Origin of the sequence: Pseudomonas sp. B8(2017) (assembly GCF_002113575.1) — a bacterium.
GTDB lineage: Bacteria > Pseudomonadota > Gammaproteobacteria > Pseudomonadales > Pseudomonadaceae > Aquipseudomonas > Aquipseudomonas putida_Z.
The window spans coordinates 24,846-40,545 of the sequence record NZ_NEIO01000011.1 but is presented as its reverse complement, the minus strand read 5'-3'; the positions used below and the strand labels follow the sequence as shown (position 1 = coordinate 40,545).

Annotated in this window: 16 protein-coding genes; 8 read left to right on the top strand and 8 right to left on the bottom strand. The window is 63.6% G+C overall.

Annotated features, from left to right (window positions below; translation table 11 throughout):
- Positions 1-65: 65 nt before the first annotated feature.
- A complete protein-coding gene (gene phnR / locus CAG22_RS16720; RefSeq protein ID WP_085692397.1) occupies positions 66-779 on the bottom strand; it encodes a phosphonate utilization transcriptional regulator PhnR in 714 nt (237 codons plus the stop codon).
- A 317-nt stretch (positions 780-1,096) separates the two neighbouring features.
- On the opposite strand from phnR, the gene CAG22_RS16715 reads away from it, so the two are divergent.
- From CAG22_RS16715 to CAG22_RS16690, 6 genes are all read left to right on the top strand, one after another.
- A complete protein-coding gene (locus tag CAG22_RS16715) occupies positions 1,097-2,161 on the top strand; it encodes an ABC transporter substrate-binding protein (protein ID WP_085692396.1) in 1,065 nt (354 codons plus the stop codon).
- Positions 2,162-2,307: 146 nt separating this feature from the next.
- A complete protein-coding gene (locus CAG22_RS16710; protein WP_085705822.1) occupies positions 2,308-3,114 on the top strand; it encodes an alkaline phosphatase family protein in 807 nt (268 codons plus the stop codon).
- Positions 3,111-3,962, top strand: coding sequence for an ABC transporter permease subunit (locus CAG22_RS16705; protein ID WP_046616725.1), 852 nt, complete (start codon positions 3,111-3,113; stop codon positions 3,960-3,962). Before CAG22_RS16710 ends, CAG22_RS16705 begins: the two co-directional genes overlap by 4 nt.
- Positions 3,952-4,746, top strand: a complete 795-nt coding sequence (locus CAG22_RS16700; protein ID WP_013971414.1) for an ABC transporter permease — start codon at positions 3,952-3,954, stop codon at positions 4,744-4,746. The genes CAG22_RS16705 and CAG22_RS16700 overlap by 11 nt, the downstream gene beginning before the upstream one ends.
- Before the next feature lies 1 nt (position 4,747).
- On the top strand, positions 4,748-5,737 hold the full coding sequence (locus CAG22_RS16695) for an ABC transporter ATP-binding protein (RefSeq protein ID WP_085705821.1): 990 nt from the start codon (positions 4,748-4,750) through the stop codon (positions 5,735-5,737).
- A 14-nt stretch (positions 5,738-5,751) separates the two neighbouring features.
- Positions 5,752-6,405 (top strand): HAD family phosphatase, encoded by a 654-nt coding sequence (locus CAG22_RS16690; RefSeq protein WP_085705820.1) that lies wholly within the window; start codon positions 5,752-5,754, stop codon positions 6,403-6,405.
- Between the two features lie 113 nt (positions 6,406-6,518).
- On the opposite strand, the gene CAG22_RS16685 is transcribed toward CAG22_RS16690, so the two are convergent.
- The gene (locus CAG22_RS16685) at positions 6,519-7,481 is read right to left on the bottom strand and encodes an NAD(P)H-quinone oxidoreductase (RefSeq protein ID WP_085589951.1); all 963 of its coding nucleotides are present in this window, start codon (positions 7,479-7,481) and stop codon (positions 6,519-6,521) included.
- Between the two features lie 143 nt (positions 7,482-7,624).
- Here CAG22_RS16685 and CAG22_RS16680 point away from each other — a divergent pair, with 143 nt between their 5' ends.
- A complete protein-coding gene (locus tag CAG22_RS16680; protein WP_025338057.1) occupies positions 7,625-9,706 on the top strand; it encodes a carboxy terminal-processing peptidase in 2,082 nt (693 codons plus the stop codon).
- A 118-nt stretch (positions 9,707-9,824) separates the two neighbouring features.
- Positions 9,825-10,793 (top strand): EAL domain-containing protein, encoded by a 969-nt coding sequence (locus tag CAG22_RS16675; protein ID WP_085589918.1) that lies wholly within the window; start codon positions 9,825-9,827, stop codon positions 10,791-10,793.
- A 60-nt stretch (positions 10,794-10,853) separates the two neighbouring features.
- Here the strand turns inward: CAG22_RS16675 and CAG22_RS16670 are convergent, their stop codons facing one another.
- The 6 genes from CAG22_RS16670 to CAG22_RS16645 form a co-directional block, all read right to left on the bottom strand.
- Positions 10,854-11,222, bottom strand: coding sequence for a hypothetical protein (locus tag CAG22_RS16670; RefSeq protein ID WP_013971408.1), 369 nt, complete (start codon positions 11,220-11,222; stop codon positions 10,854-10,856).
- Complete coding sequence (locus CAG22_RS16665) at positions 11,219-11,557, bottom strand: helix-turn-helix transcriptional regulator (RefSeq protein WP_039614580.1); 339 nt, start codon at positions 11,555-11,557, stop codon at positions 11,219-11,221. Before CAG22_RS16665 ends, CAG22_RS16670 begins: the two co-directional genes overlap by 4 nt.
- 111 nt (positions 11,558-11,668) lie before the next feature.
- Entirely contained in the window at positions 11,669-12,109 is a 441-nt protein-coding gene (locus CAG22_RS16660) for a YkvA family protein (RefSeq protein WP_085705819.1), read from the bottom strand.
- Positions 12,110-12,402: 293 nt separating this feature from the next.
- Positions 12,403-13,167 carry an FKBP-type peptidyl-prolyl cis-trans isomerase gene (locus tag CAG22_RS16655; protein ID WP_003257347.1) on the bottom strand — a complete coding sequence of 255 codons (765 nt, stop codon included), beginning with the start codon at positions 13,165-13,167 and terminating at the stop codon, positions 12,403-12,405.
- A 334-nt stretch (positions 13,168-13,501) separates the two neighbouring features.
- Positions 13,502-14,434 carry a pca operon transcription factor PcaQ gene (pcaQ, locus tag CAG22_RS16650; protein WP_085692390.1) on the bottom strand — a complete coding sequence of 311 codons (933 nt, stop codon included), beginning with the start codon at positions 14,432-14,434 and terminating at the stop codon, positions 13,502-13,504.
- Positions 14,435-14,444: 10 nt separating this feature from the next.
- Complete coding sequence (locus tag CAG22_RS16645) at positions 14,445-15,374, bottom strand: AraC family transcriptional regulator (protein ID WP_085589916.1); 930 nt, start codon at positions 15,372-15,374, stop codon at positions 14,445-14,447.
- Positions 15,375-15,700 lie beyond the last annotated feature (326 nt).

Here is a 15,700-nt window from a genome sequence, read left to right as displayed (position 1 = left end):
GATGCTTTCGGGGTGGGAGCTGGCTTGCCGGCGATGGGCTGCAAAGCAGCCCCAAAAAACCATGGTCAACCCGCCTGGGCGCGGATGCGGATGGCATCATGCCGCCAATACTCCAGGTCGCAGTCGATCAGGTGCCCATGCTGGTCACTGTTGACCCGGGTGATATGCAACCCTGGGCTTCCCGCCGACACCTTCAAGGCACTGGCCGCCTCCACCGGCAACGCCGTCGGCAAGATCTCGAAGCACACCTGCCCATACTGGATGCCATACACCCGCCCATAAATCTCGGTCAGCGACTGGGCCAGGTCCTGTTCGAGAATCTCCGGGAAGTACCGGGGGTTGAGGTAGTGCTCGGCATACAGCACTGCCCGCCCATCGATCCGCCGTAACCGGCAGATACGCACCACACTGGACAACGCCGGCAGCTGCAAGCGCGCACAGATGGCCGCCGAGGCCGGCTGCAGCCGCGCCGACAACAGTTCGGTACTGGGCGCCCGCCCCTGGTCGCGGACCATGGCATGGAAGTGGCTGCGCTCGATCAGGTCGTAGGTCAGCCGTTCGGGCGCGACGAACCAGCCGCGACGCTCTTCGCGGTAGATCAGCCCCTGGGCTTCCAGCTGCACCAGCGCCTCACGCAGGGTAATGCGCGTGGTATCGAACACCTCGCTGAGCTTGCGCTCGGCCGGCAGCTTGCCGCCCGGCGCCAGCAGGCCGTGCTCGATCTGCTCCTGCAGAGCGTGACAGATGGCTGTTACCGCACGCGGTGGCATCGACTGCATCAAAGGTTACCTATCTGGACTAGTCCAGCCCCAGAACAGGGCACTTGGAGAATAGTGCAAGCCTAGGCAGGGCTGATGAACATCCTGTGACAAAGGCTTTGGCCAGACACTGCCAGAAACGCGCCAACCCAGCAGAACCGGGGCGGCTGCGTGGTCTACGCTGTAGCTTCAGGGCCTTCACCGGCCCTTCCCTACATCAAACTGTCACGCAAGCAGCCTACCTTGGCTCAAGGTTTGCTGACCTAGACCAACGGTCACCAGACAACGGCTTCACTCATAACAACCATCGCTAAAGGCACCCACCCAAGGAGCTTCGGATGAAAAAGTTGTTCATGGCGTCACTGCTCGGTTCGGCCATCGCCCTGTGTACCACGGCCATGGCCGCCGATACCGACCTCAAGGCCCTGGAAGACGCCGCCCGCAAGGAAGGCAACGTCAACAGCGTGGGCATGCCCGATGCCTGGGCCAACTGGAAAGGCACCTGGGAAGATCTGGCCAGCAAGTACGGCCTCAAGCACAGCGACACCGACATGAGCTCGGCCCAGGAAATCGCCAAGTTCGAAGCCGAGAAGGACAACGCCAGCGCCGACATCGGCGACGTGGGTGCCGCCTTCGGCCCGATCGCCGTGAGCAAGGGCGTGAGCCAGCCGTACAAGCCGAGCACCTGGGACCAGGTGCCGACGTGGGCCAAGGACAAGGACGGCCACTGGGCGCTGGCCTATACCGGCACCATCGCCTTCATCATCAACAAGGACCTGGTCAAGGAAGGCGAGCGGCCAACCTCCTGGCATGACCTGGAAAAAGGCAAGTACAAGGTCGCCATCGGTGATGTCGGCACCGCTGCCCAGGCCGCCAACGGCGTGCTGGCTGCTGCGATCGCCTACAAGGGTGACGAGACCAACCTGGCACCGGGCCTGCAGCTGTTCACCAAGCTGGCCCAGCAGAAGCGCCTGTCGCTGGCCAACCCGACCATCCAGACCCTGGAGAAGGGCGAAGTGGAAGTGGGCGTGGTGTGGGACTTCAACGGCCTGAGCTACCGTGAACAGATCGACCCCAAGCGTTTCGAAGTGCTGATCCCGTCGGATGGCTCGGTGATCTCCGGCTATACCACCGTCATCAACAAGTACGCCAAGCACCCGAATGCGGCCAAGCTGACGCGTGAATACATCTTCAGCGACGCCGGGCAGATCAACCTGGCCAAGGGGCATGCGCGGCCGATCCGTGCCGAGCACCTGAAGCTGCCGGACGATGTGCAGGCCAAGCTGCTGCCCAACGAACAGTACAAGGCCGCGCAGCCGATCAAGAATGCCGAGGCCTGGGAAGCGAGCTCGAAGAAACTGCCGCAGATGTGGCAGGAGCAGGTGATCATCGAGATGGAGTAAGGGGCTATCTTCTGTAGCGCCTGAACAGGCCTCATCGCCGGCAAGCCAGCTCCCACAGGTACCCCACTGGGTCTGAATCCTGTGGTAGACCTGTGGGAGCTGGCTTGCCGGCGATGAAGGCAACGCGGTTTATGACTGGAGCCACCATGCAACACAACGTCATCCTGGTCCTGCTCGACGGCCTCAACTACCAGGTCGCCCACCACGCCATGGGCCACCTGCACGCCTACGTCGAGGCCGACCGTGCCGCGCTGTACCGCGTGGAATGCGAACTGCCGTCGCTGTCGCGGCCGCTGTACGAGTGCATCCTCACCGGTGTGCCGCCGATCGACAGCGGCATCGTGCACAACAACGTCAACCGCCTGTCCAACCAGCGCAGCGTGTTCCACTACGCCCGCGAGGCCAACCTGGGCACTGCGGCGGCGGCCTATCACTGGATGAGCGAGCTGTACAACCGCTCGCCCTTCGACCCGCAGCGCGACCGCCATACCCACGCACCGAAACTGCCGATCCAGCACGGGCTGTTCTACTGGGACGACCGTTACCCCGATTCGCACCTGCTGGCCGATGCCGAATACCTGCGCCGCCGCCACGCCCCCAACTTCCTGCTGGTGCACCCGATGAGCATCGACGATGTCGGCCACCATCACGGCCTGGACAGCAGCCAGTACCGCAACGCCGCGCGCAGCGCCGACATTCTGCTGGCCGACTACCTGCCGGGCTGGCTCGAAGAGGGCTACCAGGTAATGGTCACCGCCGACCACGGCATGAACAACGACCGCTCGCACAATGGCCTGCTGACCGAGGAGCGCGAAGTGCCACTGTTCGTCTTCGGCGATGCCTTCAGCCTCGACCCTGCGGCCAAACCGCTGCAGACCGAGCTGTGCGGGACCATCTGCGAGCTGCTCGGCGCACCGCATGACAAGAGTGTCTGTCGGGAGTTGCTGAAGTGACCACACCCAAGAGCAGCAGCGCCCGTGGCCGCTACCTGGCCCTGCTCTGCCTGCTACCGTTCGCCGTGTTCTTCGTCATCTTCCAGATCGCCCCGCTGGCCTGGGTGGCGATCAACAGCCTGCAATCGGAAGCAGGTTGGGGCGTGGACAACTTCAGCAAGGTATTCGCCTCGAAGTTCTACCTGCAGGCCCTGCAACGCAGCCTGGAGATCAGCTTCTGGTCGAGCCTGTTCGGCATCGTCATCGCCACCCTCGGCGCCTATTCGCTGCGCCAGGTGGACTCGAAGCTGCGCGACTTCGTCAGCGCCTTCGCCAACATGACCAGCAACTTCGCCGGGGTGCCGCTGGCCTTCGCCTTCATCATCCTGCTCGGTTTCAACGGCGCGCTGACCCTGCTGCTGAAGCAGGTCGGCCTGCTGGAGGACTTCAGCATCTATTCCAAGAGCGGGCTGATCCTGGTGTACACCTACTTCCAGATCCCGCTTGGCGTGTTGCTGCTGTACCCCGCGTTCGACGCCCTGCGTGAAGACTGGCGCGAGTCGGCCGCGCTGCTGGGCGCCAACCACTGGCAATTCTGGCGGCACATCGGCCTGCCGGTGCTGACCCCGGCACTGCTGGGCACCTTCGTCATCCTGTTGGCCAACGCCCTCGGTGCCTATGCCACCGTGTACGCGCTGACCACCGGCAACTTCAACGTACTGCCGATCCGCATCGCCGGCCTGGTGGCCGGTGACATCAGCCTCGATCCCAACCTGGCCAGCGCCCTGGCGATGGTCCTGGTGGGGCTGATGACGCTGGTCACTGTGGTGCATCAATGGCTGCTGAAAAGGAGCTACCATGCGCGCTGACGCCCGCTCCGGCGGCTGGTACCACCGCGCCGTGGTCTACCTGCTGTTCCTCATCCTGCTGCTGCCGCTGGCCGGCACCCTGCTCTACTCGCTGGCCACCAGCTGGTCGGCCAGCCTGCTGCCCAGCGGCCTGACCTTCAAGTGGTACATCGCGCTGTGGAGCGAGCCGCGCTTCCTGGCTGCCTTCGGCCAGTCGCTGCTGGTGTGCGTGGGCGCGCTGCTGCTGTCGGTGGTGCTGATCCTGCCGCTGCTGTTCGTGGTGCACTACCACTTCCCCAGGCTCGACGCGCTGATGAACATCCTCATCCTGCTGCCGTTCGCGGTGCCGCCGGTAGTGTCGTCGGTGGGGCTGCTGCAGCTGTATGGCAGCGGGCCCATGGCCATGGTCGGCACGCCGTGGATCCTGATCGGCTGCTACTTCACCATTGCCCTGCCGTTCATGTACCGGGCCATCACCAACAACCTGCAGGCGATCAACCTGCGCGACCTGATGGACGCCGCCCAGCTGCTGGGCGCCAGCACCTGGCAGGCGGCGCTGCTGGTGGTGCTGCCGAACCTGCGCAAGGGCCTGATGGTGGCACTGCTGCTGTCGTTCTCGTTCCTGTTTGGCGAGTTCGTGTTCGCCAACCTGCTGGTCGGCACCCGCTACGAGACCCTGCAGGTTTACCTGAACAACATGCGCAACAGCAGCGGCCACTTCAACAGCGCGCTGGTGATCTCGTACTTCGCCTTCGTGCTGGTACTGACCTGGGTCGCCAACCGCCTGAACAAGGACAAGACCTGACATGAGCTTCGTCAGCGTACAGAAACTGCAAAAAAGCTACGCCGGCAGCCCGGTGTTCGAGAACATCGACTGCCGTATCGAGCGCGGCGAGTTCGTTACCCTGCTTGGCCCGTCCGGTTGCGGCAAGTCCACGCTGCTGCGCTGCATCGCCGGGCTCACCCCGGTGGACAGCGGGCAGATCCTGCTCGACGGCCATGACATCGTGCCGCTGAGCCCGCAAAAGCGCGGTATCGGCATGGTGTTCCAGAGCTATGCGCTGTTCCCCAACATGACCGTGGAGCAGAACGTCGCCTTCGGCCTGCGCATGCAGAAGGTCAAGGCAGAAGAAAGCCAAGCCCGGGTACGCGAGGCGCTGGAGCTGGTGGAACTGGGCAACTTCGCCGGGCGCTACCCGCACCAGTTGTCCGGCGGCCAATGCCAGCGCGTGGCCCTGGCCCGCTCACTGGTCACCCGCCCGCGCCTGCTGCTGCTCGACGAGCCGCTGTCGGCGCTGGATGCGCGCATCCGCAAGCACCTGCGCGAGCAGATCCGCGCCATCCAGCGCGAGCTGGGGCTGACCACCATCTTCGTCACCCACGACCAAGAAGAGGCGCTGACCATGTCCGACCGCATCTTCCTGATGAACCAGGGCCGCATCGTCCAGAGCGGCGATGCCGAAACCCTCTACACTGCGCCGGTGGACCTGTTTGCCGCCGGCTTCATCGGCAACTACAACCTGCTCGACGCCGACAGCGCCAGCCGCCTGCTGCAGCGCCCGGTGGCCAGCCGCCTGGCGATCCGCCCCGAGTCGATCACATTGGGCATCAATGGCGAACTGGACGCCGAAGTGCACAGCCACAGCCTGCTGGGCAACGTGATCCGCTACCGGGTGCGGGTGCGCGAGGTGGAACTGGTGGTCGACGTGCTCAACCGCTCACCGTCCGACCTGCACGCGGACGGGCAACGGGTAAGCTTGTCGATCGACCCCACGGCGCTACGAGAAGTGGCCTAAGGAGAATCAACACCATGGCACTGGCAATTTTCGATCTGGACGAAACCCTGATCCACGGCGACTGCGCGTCGCTGTGGAGCGAGCAGATGGCCCGGCTGGGCTGGGTCGACGGCAAGGAATTCCTGCGCCGCGACCATGAGTTGATGGAGGCCTATGGCAGGGGCCACCTGCGGATGGAGGAGTACATGGCCTTCAGCCTGGAGCCGATTGCCGGGCGCACCCTGGAAGAGGTCGAGCACCTGGTGGCGCCGTGGGTCGAAGAGGTGATCGAGCCGATCATCTACGGCGACGCCTGCCGCTGCATTGCCGAGCACCGCAAGCGCGGGGATCGCATCCTGATCATTTCGGCTTCGGGTACGCACCTGGTCGGGCCGATTGCGGCGCGGCTGGGGGTGGACGAGTATCTGGCGATCGAACTGGAGGCGGTGAACGGGGTTTATACCGGCAAGACCCACGGGGTGCTGACCTATCGCGAAGGGAAGATCATGCGGTTGCTGGAGTGGCTGGACCAGGAGCAGGAGAACCTGGAGGGGGCGAGTTTCTATTCCGACTCGCGGAACGATTTGCCGTTGTTGCTGAGGGTGGATCATCCGCATGTGGTGAACCCGGATGCGGTGTTGCGGGAGCATGCCGAGATCAATGGCTGGCCGGTTCTGAGCTGGAGCTGAAGATTTGTGTGGGCCTCTTCGCGGGCACGCCCGCTCCCACAGGAATCACCACAAACTTGAATGTTGTGCGGTCCCTGTGGGAGCGGGCGTGCCCGCGAAAGGGCCAGGCCTGCTTACACCAGACTAGGGTCGATCACCATCACCAGCTTGCCCGACACCTGGTTGGTCTCCAGCTCGGCATACGCCGCCTGGGCAAACTCCACCGGGTAGGTATCCACCAGCTGCGGCGACAGGCGCCCTTCGGCAAACAGCGGCCAAACCTGCTGCTGCAAATCGCGCAGCAACTCGGCCTTGAAGCCGTCGTCGCGGTTGCGCAGCGTGGAGCCGGTAATCTCCAGGCGCTTGCCCAGTACCTGTGCCAGGTCCAGCTCGAACTTGCGCCCGCCCATCAGGCCGATGATCACCCAGCGCCCGTCACGCGCCAGCAGCTTGAGGTTGAGCTCGCCATAGCTGGCGCCCACCGGGTCGAGAATCACATCGAACGGGCCGAAACCTTCCAGCGCATCCAGGTTCTCGTTGCGTACCACACCGCCGGCGGCGCCCAGCGCCTCGCAGTAGGCCAGGCGGTCCTGCGAACCGACGCTGACCCACACCGGGCTGCCGAATGCCTTGCACAGCTGGATGGCGGCCGAGCCAACGCCGCTGGCGCCAGCGTGCACCAGCACTTTCTCGCCGGCTTTCACGCCACCCAGCTGGAAGATGTTCAGCCAGGCAGTGGCATACACCTCCGGCAACGCCGCCGCCTCGTGCAGGCTCAGGCCTTCGGGCACCGGCAGCACGTGGCGGGCATCCACCACCACTTCCTCGGCCATGGCGCCGCTGGCCAGCAGCGCGCACACCCGGTCACCCACCCGCCAGTCGGCACCGGCACCCACTTCCTCGATCACCCCGGCGCACTCCAGGCCCATGTATGGGCTGGCGCCTGGCGGTGGTGGATACAAACCTTTCATCTGCAGCAGATCGGCGCGGTTCAGCCCCGCTGCGGCTACGCGAATACGTACCTGGCCAGCGTCACAGGTCGGGCGCTGCGCCTCGACCCAAGCCACATGTCCGTCAACGCCTTGCAATGCCTTCACAGTGCCTCCATAGTTGAATCATATGACCGAGCCTGGGTGAGCATGTCCCAGGCTTTTTGCAGTATGCGCCCGGCTCCCATGGAACCGGCGAACGGAAAAGACGGCCTACTATGCGTGATCAATTGCCTCCACGTCGAATCAGCATGAAGCATTTCCTCCCAAGCACCGCCCTGGCCCTGATGATCGGCCTGGGCAGCCTCACGCTCGGCGGCAATGCGGCGGCCGCCAACAAGTGGGACAGCCTGCAGCCGGACCGCGACGAGATCGTCGCCAGCCTCAACGTGGTGGAATTGCTCAAGCGCCACCACTACAGCAAGCCGCCACTGGACGACGCCCGTTCGGCCATCATCTATGACAGCTACATCAAGCTGCTGGACCCGGCGCGCAGCTACTTCACCGCCGCCGACATCGCCGAATTCGACAAATGGAAAACGCAATTCGACGATTTCCTCAAGAGCGGTAACCTGGACCCGGGCTTCACCATCTACAAACGCTACCTGGACCGCGTCAAGCAACGCCTGGACTTCGCCCTGGCCGAGCTGAACAAGGGCGTGGACAAGATCGACTTCAACGCCAAGGAAACCTTGCTGATCGACCGCAAGGACGCCCCGTGGATGAAGGACCAGGCCGAGCTCGACGACTTGTGGCGCAAACGCGTCAAGGACGAAGTGCTGCGCCAGAAGATCGCCGGCAAGGAACCCAAGCAAATCCAGGAAACCCTGACCAAGCGCTACAAGAACCAACTGTCGCGCCTGGACCAGACCCGTGCCGAGGACATCTTCCAGGCCTACATCAACACCTTCGCCCAGTCCTACGACCCGCACACCAACTACCTGTCGCCGGACAACGCGGAAAACTTCGACATCAACATGAGCCTGTCGCTGGAAGGCATCGGCGCAGTGCTGCAAAGCGACAACGACCAGGTCAAGATCGTGCGCCTGGTGCCGGCTGGCCCGGCGGCCAAGACCAAGCAGGTGGCACCGGCCGACAAGATCATCGGCGTGGCCCAGGGCAACAAGGAAATGGTCGACGTGGTCGGCTGGCGCCTGGACGAAGTGGTCAAGCTGATCCGCGGCCCGAAAGGCTCGGTGGTGCGCCTGGAGATCATCCCGGCCAGCAACGCGCCTAGCGACCAGACCAGCAAGATCGTGTCGATCACCCGCGAGGCGGTGAAGCTCGAAGAGCAGGCAGCGAAGAAGTCGGTGCTCAAGCTCAAGCAGGACGGGCGCGACTACAAGCTGGGCATCATCGAGATCCCGGCCTTCTACCTCGACTTCAAGGCCTACCGCGCCGGTGACCCGGAGTACAAGAGCACCACGCGGGACGTGAAGAAGCTGCTCACCGAACTGCAGAAAGAAAAAGTCGACGGCGTGGTCATCGACCTGCGCAACAACGGCGGCGGCTCGCTGCAGGAAGCCACCGAGCTGACCAGCCTGTTCATCGAGAAAGGCCCGACCGTGCTGGTGCGCAACAGCGACGGCCGTGTCGACGTGCTGGAAGACGAAAACCCCGGTGCCTTCTACAAGGGCCCACTGGCACTGCTGGTCAACCGCCTGTCGGCCTCGGCTTCGGAGATCTTCGCCGGTGCCATGCAGGACTACCACCGTGCGCTGATCATCGGCGGCCAGACCTTCGGCAAAGGCACCGTGCAGACCATCCAGCCACTCAACCATGGCGAGCTGAAGCTAACCCTGGCCAAGTTCTACCGTGTTTCCGGGCAGAGCACCCAGCACCAGGGCGTGCTGCCGGACATCGACTACCCGTCGATCATCGACACCAAGGAAATCGGCGAAAGCGCCCTGCCCGAGGCCATGCCATGGGACACCATTCGCCCGGTGGTCAAGCCGGCGGCCGACCCGTTCAAGCCGTTCCTGGCCCAGCTCAAGGCGCAGCATGAAGCGCGCAGCGACAAGGACGCGGAGTTCACCTACATCCGCGACCGCCTGGCCCTGACCCAGAAGCTGATGAACGAGAAGACCGTCAGCCTCAACGAGCAGGACCGCCGTGCACGCCACGACGAAATCGAGGCCAAGCAGCTGGCGCTAGAGAACATCCGCCGCAAGGCCAAGGGTGAAGAGCCGCTGAAGGAGCTGAAGAAAGAGGACGAGGACGCGCTGCCGACCGAGGATGAAAACACCAAGCCGGAAGACGATGCCTACCTGTCGGAAACCGGTCGCATCCTGATCGACTACCTGAGTGCGAGCACCAAGGTGGCCAAGAAGTAAGGCACTGCGGCAATGATGGCAAATTAGTTTCGCTTGTCATCAAACAGTCATCGCGCTGTCGTGAAATAGAGGGGCCGGGCGTGGAAACGCCCGGCCCTTTCATTTTCAGGAATACGTCATGACCGTCGCCGAACAGCTCAGTGCCTTGAGTGCCATCCTGGCTCAACGCAGCATCCACAGTCTGTTCCAGCCGATCATGTGCCTGAGCGAGCAACGGGTTTTCGGCCATGAAGCATTGAGCCGAGGGCCCTCCAACAGCCCGCTGCACGCACCGCTGAACCTGTTTACCATCGCCCGCCAGGCCGGCCGCCTGACCGAGCTGGAGGCTGCCTGCCGGGAAAGCGCCTGCCGGCGTTTCAGCGAACAGCAGCTGCAGGGCAAGCTGTTTCTCAACATCTCGCCGGAATCGCTGCTGGAGCCGCACTACCCCTCCGGGCAGACCCTGAAACTGCTCGAACAGGTCGGCCTGCCGCCCAGCCGGGTGGTGATCGAATTGACCGAACACACCCCGACCGACGACTTTCAGCTGCTGTCCAATGCCCTGCACCACTACCGGGACATGGGCTTCTCGATTGCCATCGACGATCTGGGGGCGGGTTATTCGAGCCTGCGCCTGTGGTCGGAGCTGCGCCCCGAATACGTGAAGATCGACCGACATTTCATCGACGGCATCCACCGCGACCCGCTCAAGCGTGAGTTCGTAGGTTCGATTTTGCAGATTGCTCGGGCGTCGAAGGCGCAGGTGATTGCCGAAGGCATCGAGCTGGCGGAAGAGCTGGCGGTGCTGGTGGAGATGGGCGTGGACCTGGTGCAGGGCTACCTGCTGGGGCGGCCGCAGGAGCTGGGAGCGCGCGAAAGCAGGCCGCTACCGGCGCTGATGAGCGTTCCGCAGGCCGAACAGCCGACGGTGCGGCTCAATGCGACGATTGGGCAGTTGCTGGAGCTGTTTGGCCGGCACCGGCACCTGGAGGTATTGGAGGTGGTAGATGCCGATGGCAGGGCTTGTGGATTGATCCACAGGGATGCGCTGCCTGTTATGGCCTCTTCGCGGGCATGCCCGCTCCCACAGGTTCATCACGGATCTTGAGCCTTGTGCTGTACCTGTGGGAGCGGGCGTGCCCGCGAAGAGGCCGGAACAGGTAACGCTTCAGGCCGTTTCGGGGTAGCTGTACTCGAACACCCTGACCACCTCGGAGGCATGCCATGAGGCCGCTTCCATGCCGTCGACCGGCCCGGAAAATCGGCCCAACCGTTCAACGCATTCAAAGAAGCCGGTACGCGGCAAACGGCTGGCACCCTGGCTGATCACCAGCGAGCTGCGCAATGGCTGCTCGGCGCGGGCATCCAGCACCGCCAGGTACTCAAGCGCGGCTGTCAGCGTCTGCATGGCCGGGCTGGGCAACTGCAAGCGCTCGATCAGCGCTCGATACGTCAGCAAGTGACGTTGACGACGGGCCAGGTCAAGCTCGCCCAGCAGGTTATCCCAGTGCTGACGGCTGATCCTGACCTGGCTCATGATGGCTCGCTCCAGCCAGCCACCCCCAGATGCCAGGCCAGGGCTCGGCGGATGGCAGCATCCGGCTGGCGTTCGCCCGATTCGATCATGGCCAGGTAAGCCGGGCTTACCCCGACATTGCGCGCCAGTTGCTCAGGGGCAATGCCCTTGGCCTGGCGAATCTGTGCCACTTCGCTGAAGGCCGGCAATGGCGCACTGGCTGCATCGCCCTGTGCTTCACTGGCAACCACCTCGGCGGGTGCCTGCCCTGCGGCCTTGAGCAGTGCCTGGTACTGTTCCCAGGGAACGACGGCGTACTCGGGTTGACCGTCCCGGCTGATGACCTGAATACCCATTACAAACCCCTTTAAAAAGGATTACAGCATGTAATCCGTAGGCATAACCCTTATGCCAATTATATTACCAACTCTGGGGTCTGTGCAGTTGCGCTGCGGTTGCGGCCAGTTTCACTGCGTGTTGCGTTCCAACCGCAGCGCTTCGGGGGTGGCCGGCAGGCGCTCGACCACGCGCAGCCGTTCGGGCGCCTGGTTGTCACGCCAGGCCTTGAAGCGCGCCAGTTCGTCAGCCACGGTCTTCAGCACCCAACCCAGTACCGCGATGTCGTCGAGGAAACCCACGCCCAGCAGCCAGTCGGGGATGGCGTCGATGGGGCTGACGAAATACAGCAGCCCGGCGACGATGGTGACCAGCGCCTTGGGGCTGATGGCGCGATACTCGCCGCGCCACCAGGCCAGGCACAGCGACTGCAGCAGCTTCACGTCTTCACGCAACTGGCCGATGCGCGGGCCTTTGCGGGCTACCGCAAACAGCAAGGCCGGCAACCGGCCACGGCTGAGCAGGCGCTCGGCCAAGGGCAGGAAACGGGCGAAATTCCAGGGTGCGCTCATGGAGCCTCCAAGAGGAAAAGGTTATCCACATTTATTGTGGATAACCTTGTGAACAGGGCGACGTTTCCGACCCCAGGTGCCTGCCAGGCAAGGGCCCCGGTCAGATCGGGCGTTTTTTACACAGTCGTTTCACACCTTGGGTGCGTACGCCGCAAACGGTTTGCGTCAGAAGCATTCTGCTTCTTCACGCTGCATTTCCTCGGACAGTATCAGCAGTTGCAGGTTCGTCCAACTACCCGGCACAAACGAAAACGCCCCGTCAGGACGGGGCGTTTTGCGTGGGCCAGCCAGTGTTACTTGGCAGGCGCTTCGGCCGGGGCCTCGGCAGGAGCTTCCGCTTCCGGCTCGGCGCCTTGCAGCTGGGCCGGATCCTTGATGGCGATCAGTTCCAGGTCGAATACCAGTACCGAGTTGGCCGGGATCAGCGGGCTTGGGCTCTGCGCACCGTAGGCCAGTTCAGCCGGGATGAACAGCTTGTACTTCTCGCCGACGTGCATCAGCTGCAGGCCTTCGACCCAACCCGGGATCACGCCGCTGACCGGCAGGTCGATCGGGCTGCCGCGCTCGACGGAGCTGTCGAACACCTTGCCATCGATCAGCTTGCCTTCGTAGTGGACGGTGACCACGTCGGTCGCCTTGGGCTGCGGGCCGTCGGCCTTCTTGACCACTTCGTACTGCAGGCCCGAGGCAGTGGTGACCACGCCTGGCTTCTTGGCGTTTTCCTCGAGGAACTTCTTGCCGGCGGAGGCGGCTTCTTCGCTAGCCTTGGCCAGGCGCTCTTCGGCACGCTTCTGCAGCGCGGTGAAGGCCTCTACCAGCTCTTCGTCCTTGATGCGCTGTTCCTTCTTGCCAACGGCGTCTTCGATGCCGAGGGCGACTGCTTTCGAATCAAGGTCTTCCATGCCTTCCTGAGCCAGGCTCTTGCCCATGTTCAGGCCGATACCGTAGGAGGCTTTCTGTGCCGGAGTCTTCAGCTCGGGGCTGCTGGTCTGTTGATCACAGCCAGCCAGTACCAGGCCTACCAGGGCAACCGCAGCCGCCAAACGATGCTGTTTCATGCTATTTCCTTGTTCATGCGCCAAAAGGGCAATCAGGGTAAAGCCGCGAGCTTAGCAGGCGGCCATGACCAATGGCTACCGGCATAGGAGCCGGTTTTGGTAAGGAAGTTCAGTAGTTAAACGCTTATTCATCCAAGGATGTGCAGCCACTGGCCAGTATTGATCGGTTGCGGCGCCTTTGCCCGGTTTTGCGGGGAATTTATTTAGCTGAATGCTGAGAAGCCTGCACTGGCCCTATCGCCGGCAAGCCAGCTCCCACAGGTTGACCACAGGCCCCGAAGCAGGTGCTATCCCTGTGGGAGCTGGCTTGCCGGCGAAAGGGCCAAACCTGCGTTCAGGGGTAGCTGCCCTCTCGGTACTGCCCTGCCACCTCACGCAACACCTCGCATACCCACTGCCCAGGCAGGCTCTGCGGCAAGGCGGCATTGCGACAGATGCCGACCGAGCCGCCTGGCTCGCGCACACCCAGGTCGAGCTCGACCAGCTCGCCCCGGCGCAGGTCGAGCAACACCGCGTCGCGCGGCGCCACCCACACGGCATCGCTGCCCAGCAGGTAGCGCCGGCTCAGCGCCAGCGACAGGGTTTCCAGGCGCTGGGCGGGCATCTGGATGCCGCATTGCACGAACAGGCTGTCGGCATGCTGGCGGATGGTGGTGCCTGCGGGCGGCAATACCAACGGGTAACGGCCCACCTGCGCCCGCTCCACCGGCGTGCCGGCCAGCAGCGGGTGGCCGGGCCGCACCACCAGGCTCATCGACTCGCTGTACAGGTGCTCGAACGACAGGCCCTGGATCTGCGGGCTGTCGGTCATGCGCCCGACCACAAGTTCCAGTTCGCCCAGGCGCAACTGGCCGAGCAGCTGCGCGCTGACCCCGGTGACCACACTGATCACCAGCGCCTCATGGCGCTGGTGCAGGCGGCACAGCACTTCGGGCATGAGCAGGCCTTCGACCGTGGACAACACACCGATGCGCACTTGCGACGGCGCCCGCGCTTCGCCACGCAGGCTGCTGACGCCATCGCGCAGGGCCTGCACGCTGGGCCCGGCATAGCGCATGAAACGCGTGCCGGCCGGGGTCAGCTCGACGCCCTGGCGGCTGCGCGCGAACAGGCGCGTTTCCAGCAGGTCCTCGAGCTCCTTGAGGGTCTTGGAGATGGCTGGCTGGCTGATTGCCAGGATGTCGGCAGCCCTGGCCAGGCTGCCCTGCCGGGCAATCTCCAGGAAGCACAGCAGGTGGCGGTACTTGATGCGGGTGTCGAGATTCATGTCGCCAAGCTTACCGCATCGCCACCTGCGGCGTATCCGGGTCGCGTTGCTGGCGGCGGAACTGCCCCGGCGGCAAGCCATGAATCTGCCGAAAGCGCCGGGAAAAGTAGGCTTCATCGGCGAAGCCACAAAGCCGCGCCACCTCACCCACCGGGCGGCTGCCATTGAGCAGGTAGTTGCGCGCAGTATGCATACGCCGCTCCAGCACCAGCTCGCTGAAAGTCTTGCCGATTTCCTTGCGCAACCAATGGGTCAGGTAGGTCGGTGACAGGTAAGTAGCGGCGGCGACTTTCTGCAGGTTCAGGTCAGGGTCATCGATGTGCCGACGCAGGTACTCGCTCATGCGGCCCAGCGCGGCGCGGCGGCTGAGCTGGGCGGCATTGCTATCGGCCAGTTCGCGCAGCGGCTCGGCGTACAGGCCGCAGACCTGGCCGATCAGTTGCAGCAGCAGGCCCTTGAGCATTTCACGGCTACCGAACCGGCGGTTGGCATCCAGCGTGCGCATGCGTTCGAGGATCTGCCGCACCTCGGCGAAGTCAGCCTCATCGAGGCTGAAGTCGAGGTGCTCCTGGAAACGGAACGGTGACAGTTCCGGCGCCTGCAGGATCGACACCTCTTCCAGGTCCATCGGGTCGCAGGCCAGGTGTGGCAAGAGGAAGGTCTGGGAGAAGTTGATCACCACGAAGTCGCTGTCGTCCGGGTGCGGTATCACGTGCACCCGATGCGGCAGGATGAAGGCCAGGGTGTTGCGCGTGAACGGGCGCTGCACGCTGCCGATGTGCTGCACCGTATCGCCGCCGAAGTTGACCTGGATCTGGAAGTACTCGTGACGGTGCGGCGCGGTCTCGGCGGGACGGCCGCGCTGGTCGCGGATATAGAAATCCATCAGCTCGCTGCGCTGCTGCATGACGTAGGTCGGGACCTCGCGCTTGGGGGGCATTCGGCTTGCTCCATTCAGTGAGTGTGGCGCCGCCTGTTGTGGCCTCTTCGCGAGCGAGCCCGCTCCCAAGGGTCTCCAAAAAACTTGAAGCCTGCGCTGTACCTGTGGGAGCGGGCTTGCCCGCGAAGAAGCAGTGGCAGGCACGGCCTAGTTGTACGATGTCTAGATTTGGTGATTTAACCCCTTCTGCAAAAAGCAGCGCAACCGGAAATCCGTGCAGCCCTCAAAAAACGCGACCTTCAGCATGAAAACCGAGCAAAACCCAGCCCGCTGATTTTCTTGGACAGCGCTGCCATACCCCGTCTCCTGTGAAAAAAACGGTCTAA

Coding starts and splice junctions, on each gene's coding strand:
- pcaQ (WP_085692390.1), bottom strand. CDS start 14,434: ATGAATCTCGACACCCGCATCAAGTACCGCCACCTGCTGTGCTTCCTG.
- CAG22_RS16660 (WP_085705819.1), bottom strand. CDS start 12,109: ATGAGCGCACCCTGGAATTTCGCCCGTTTCCTGCCCTTGGCCGAGCGC.
- phnR (WP_085692397.1), bottom strand. CDS start 779: ATGCAGTCGATGCCACCGCGTGCGGTAACAGCCATCTGTCACGCTCTG.
- CAG22_RS16680 (WP_025338057.1), top strand. CDS start 7,625: ATGAAGCATTTCCTCCCAAGCACCGCCCTGGCCCTGATGATCGGCCTG.
- CAG22_RS16645 (WP_085589916.1), bottom strand. CDS start 15,374: ATGCCCCCCAAGCGCGAGGTCCCGACCTACGTCATGCAGCAGCGCAGC.
- CAG22_RS16710 (WP_085705822.1), top strand. CDS start 2,308: ATGCAACACAACGTCATCCTGGTCCTGCTCGACGGCCTCAACTACCAG.
- CAG22_RS16715 (WP_085692396.1), top strand. CDS start 1,097: ATGAAAAAGTTGTTCATGGCGTCACTGCTCGGTTCGGCCATCGCCCTG.
- CAG22_RS16695 (WP_085705821.1), top strand. CDS start 4,748: ATGAGCTTCGTCAGCGTACAGAAACTGCAAAAAAGCTACGCCGGCAGC.
- CAG22_RS16665 (WP_039614580.1), bottom strand. CDS start 11,557: ATGGGTATTCAGGTCATCAGCCGGGACGGTCAACCCGAGTACGCCGTC.
- CAG22_RS16675 (WP_085589918.1), top strand. CDS start 9,825: ATGACCGTCGCCGAACAGCTCAGTGCCTTGAGTGCCATCCTGGCTCAA.
- CAG22_RS16670 (WP_013971408.1), bottom strand. CDS start 11,222: ATGAGCCAGGTCAGGATCAGCCGTCAGCACTGGGATAACCTGCTGGGC.
- CAG22_RS16700 (WP_013971414.1), top strand. CDS start 3,952: ATGCGCGCTGACGCCCGCTCCGGCGGCTGGTACCACCGCGCCGTGGTC.
- CAG22_RS16690 (WP_085705820.1), top strand. CDS start 5,752: ATGGCACTGGCAATTTTCGATCTGGACGAAACCCTGATCCACGGCGAC.
- CAG22_RS16655 (WP_003257347.1), bottom strand. CDS start 13,167: ATGAAACAGCATCGTTTGGCGGCTGCGGTTGCCCTGGTAGGCCTGGTA.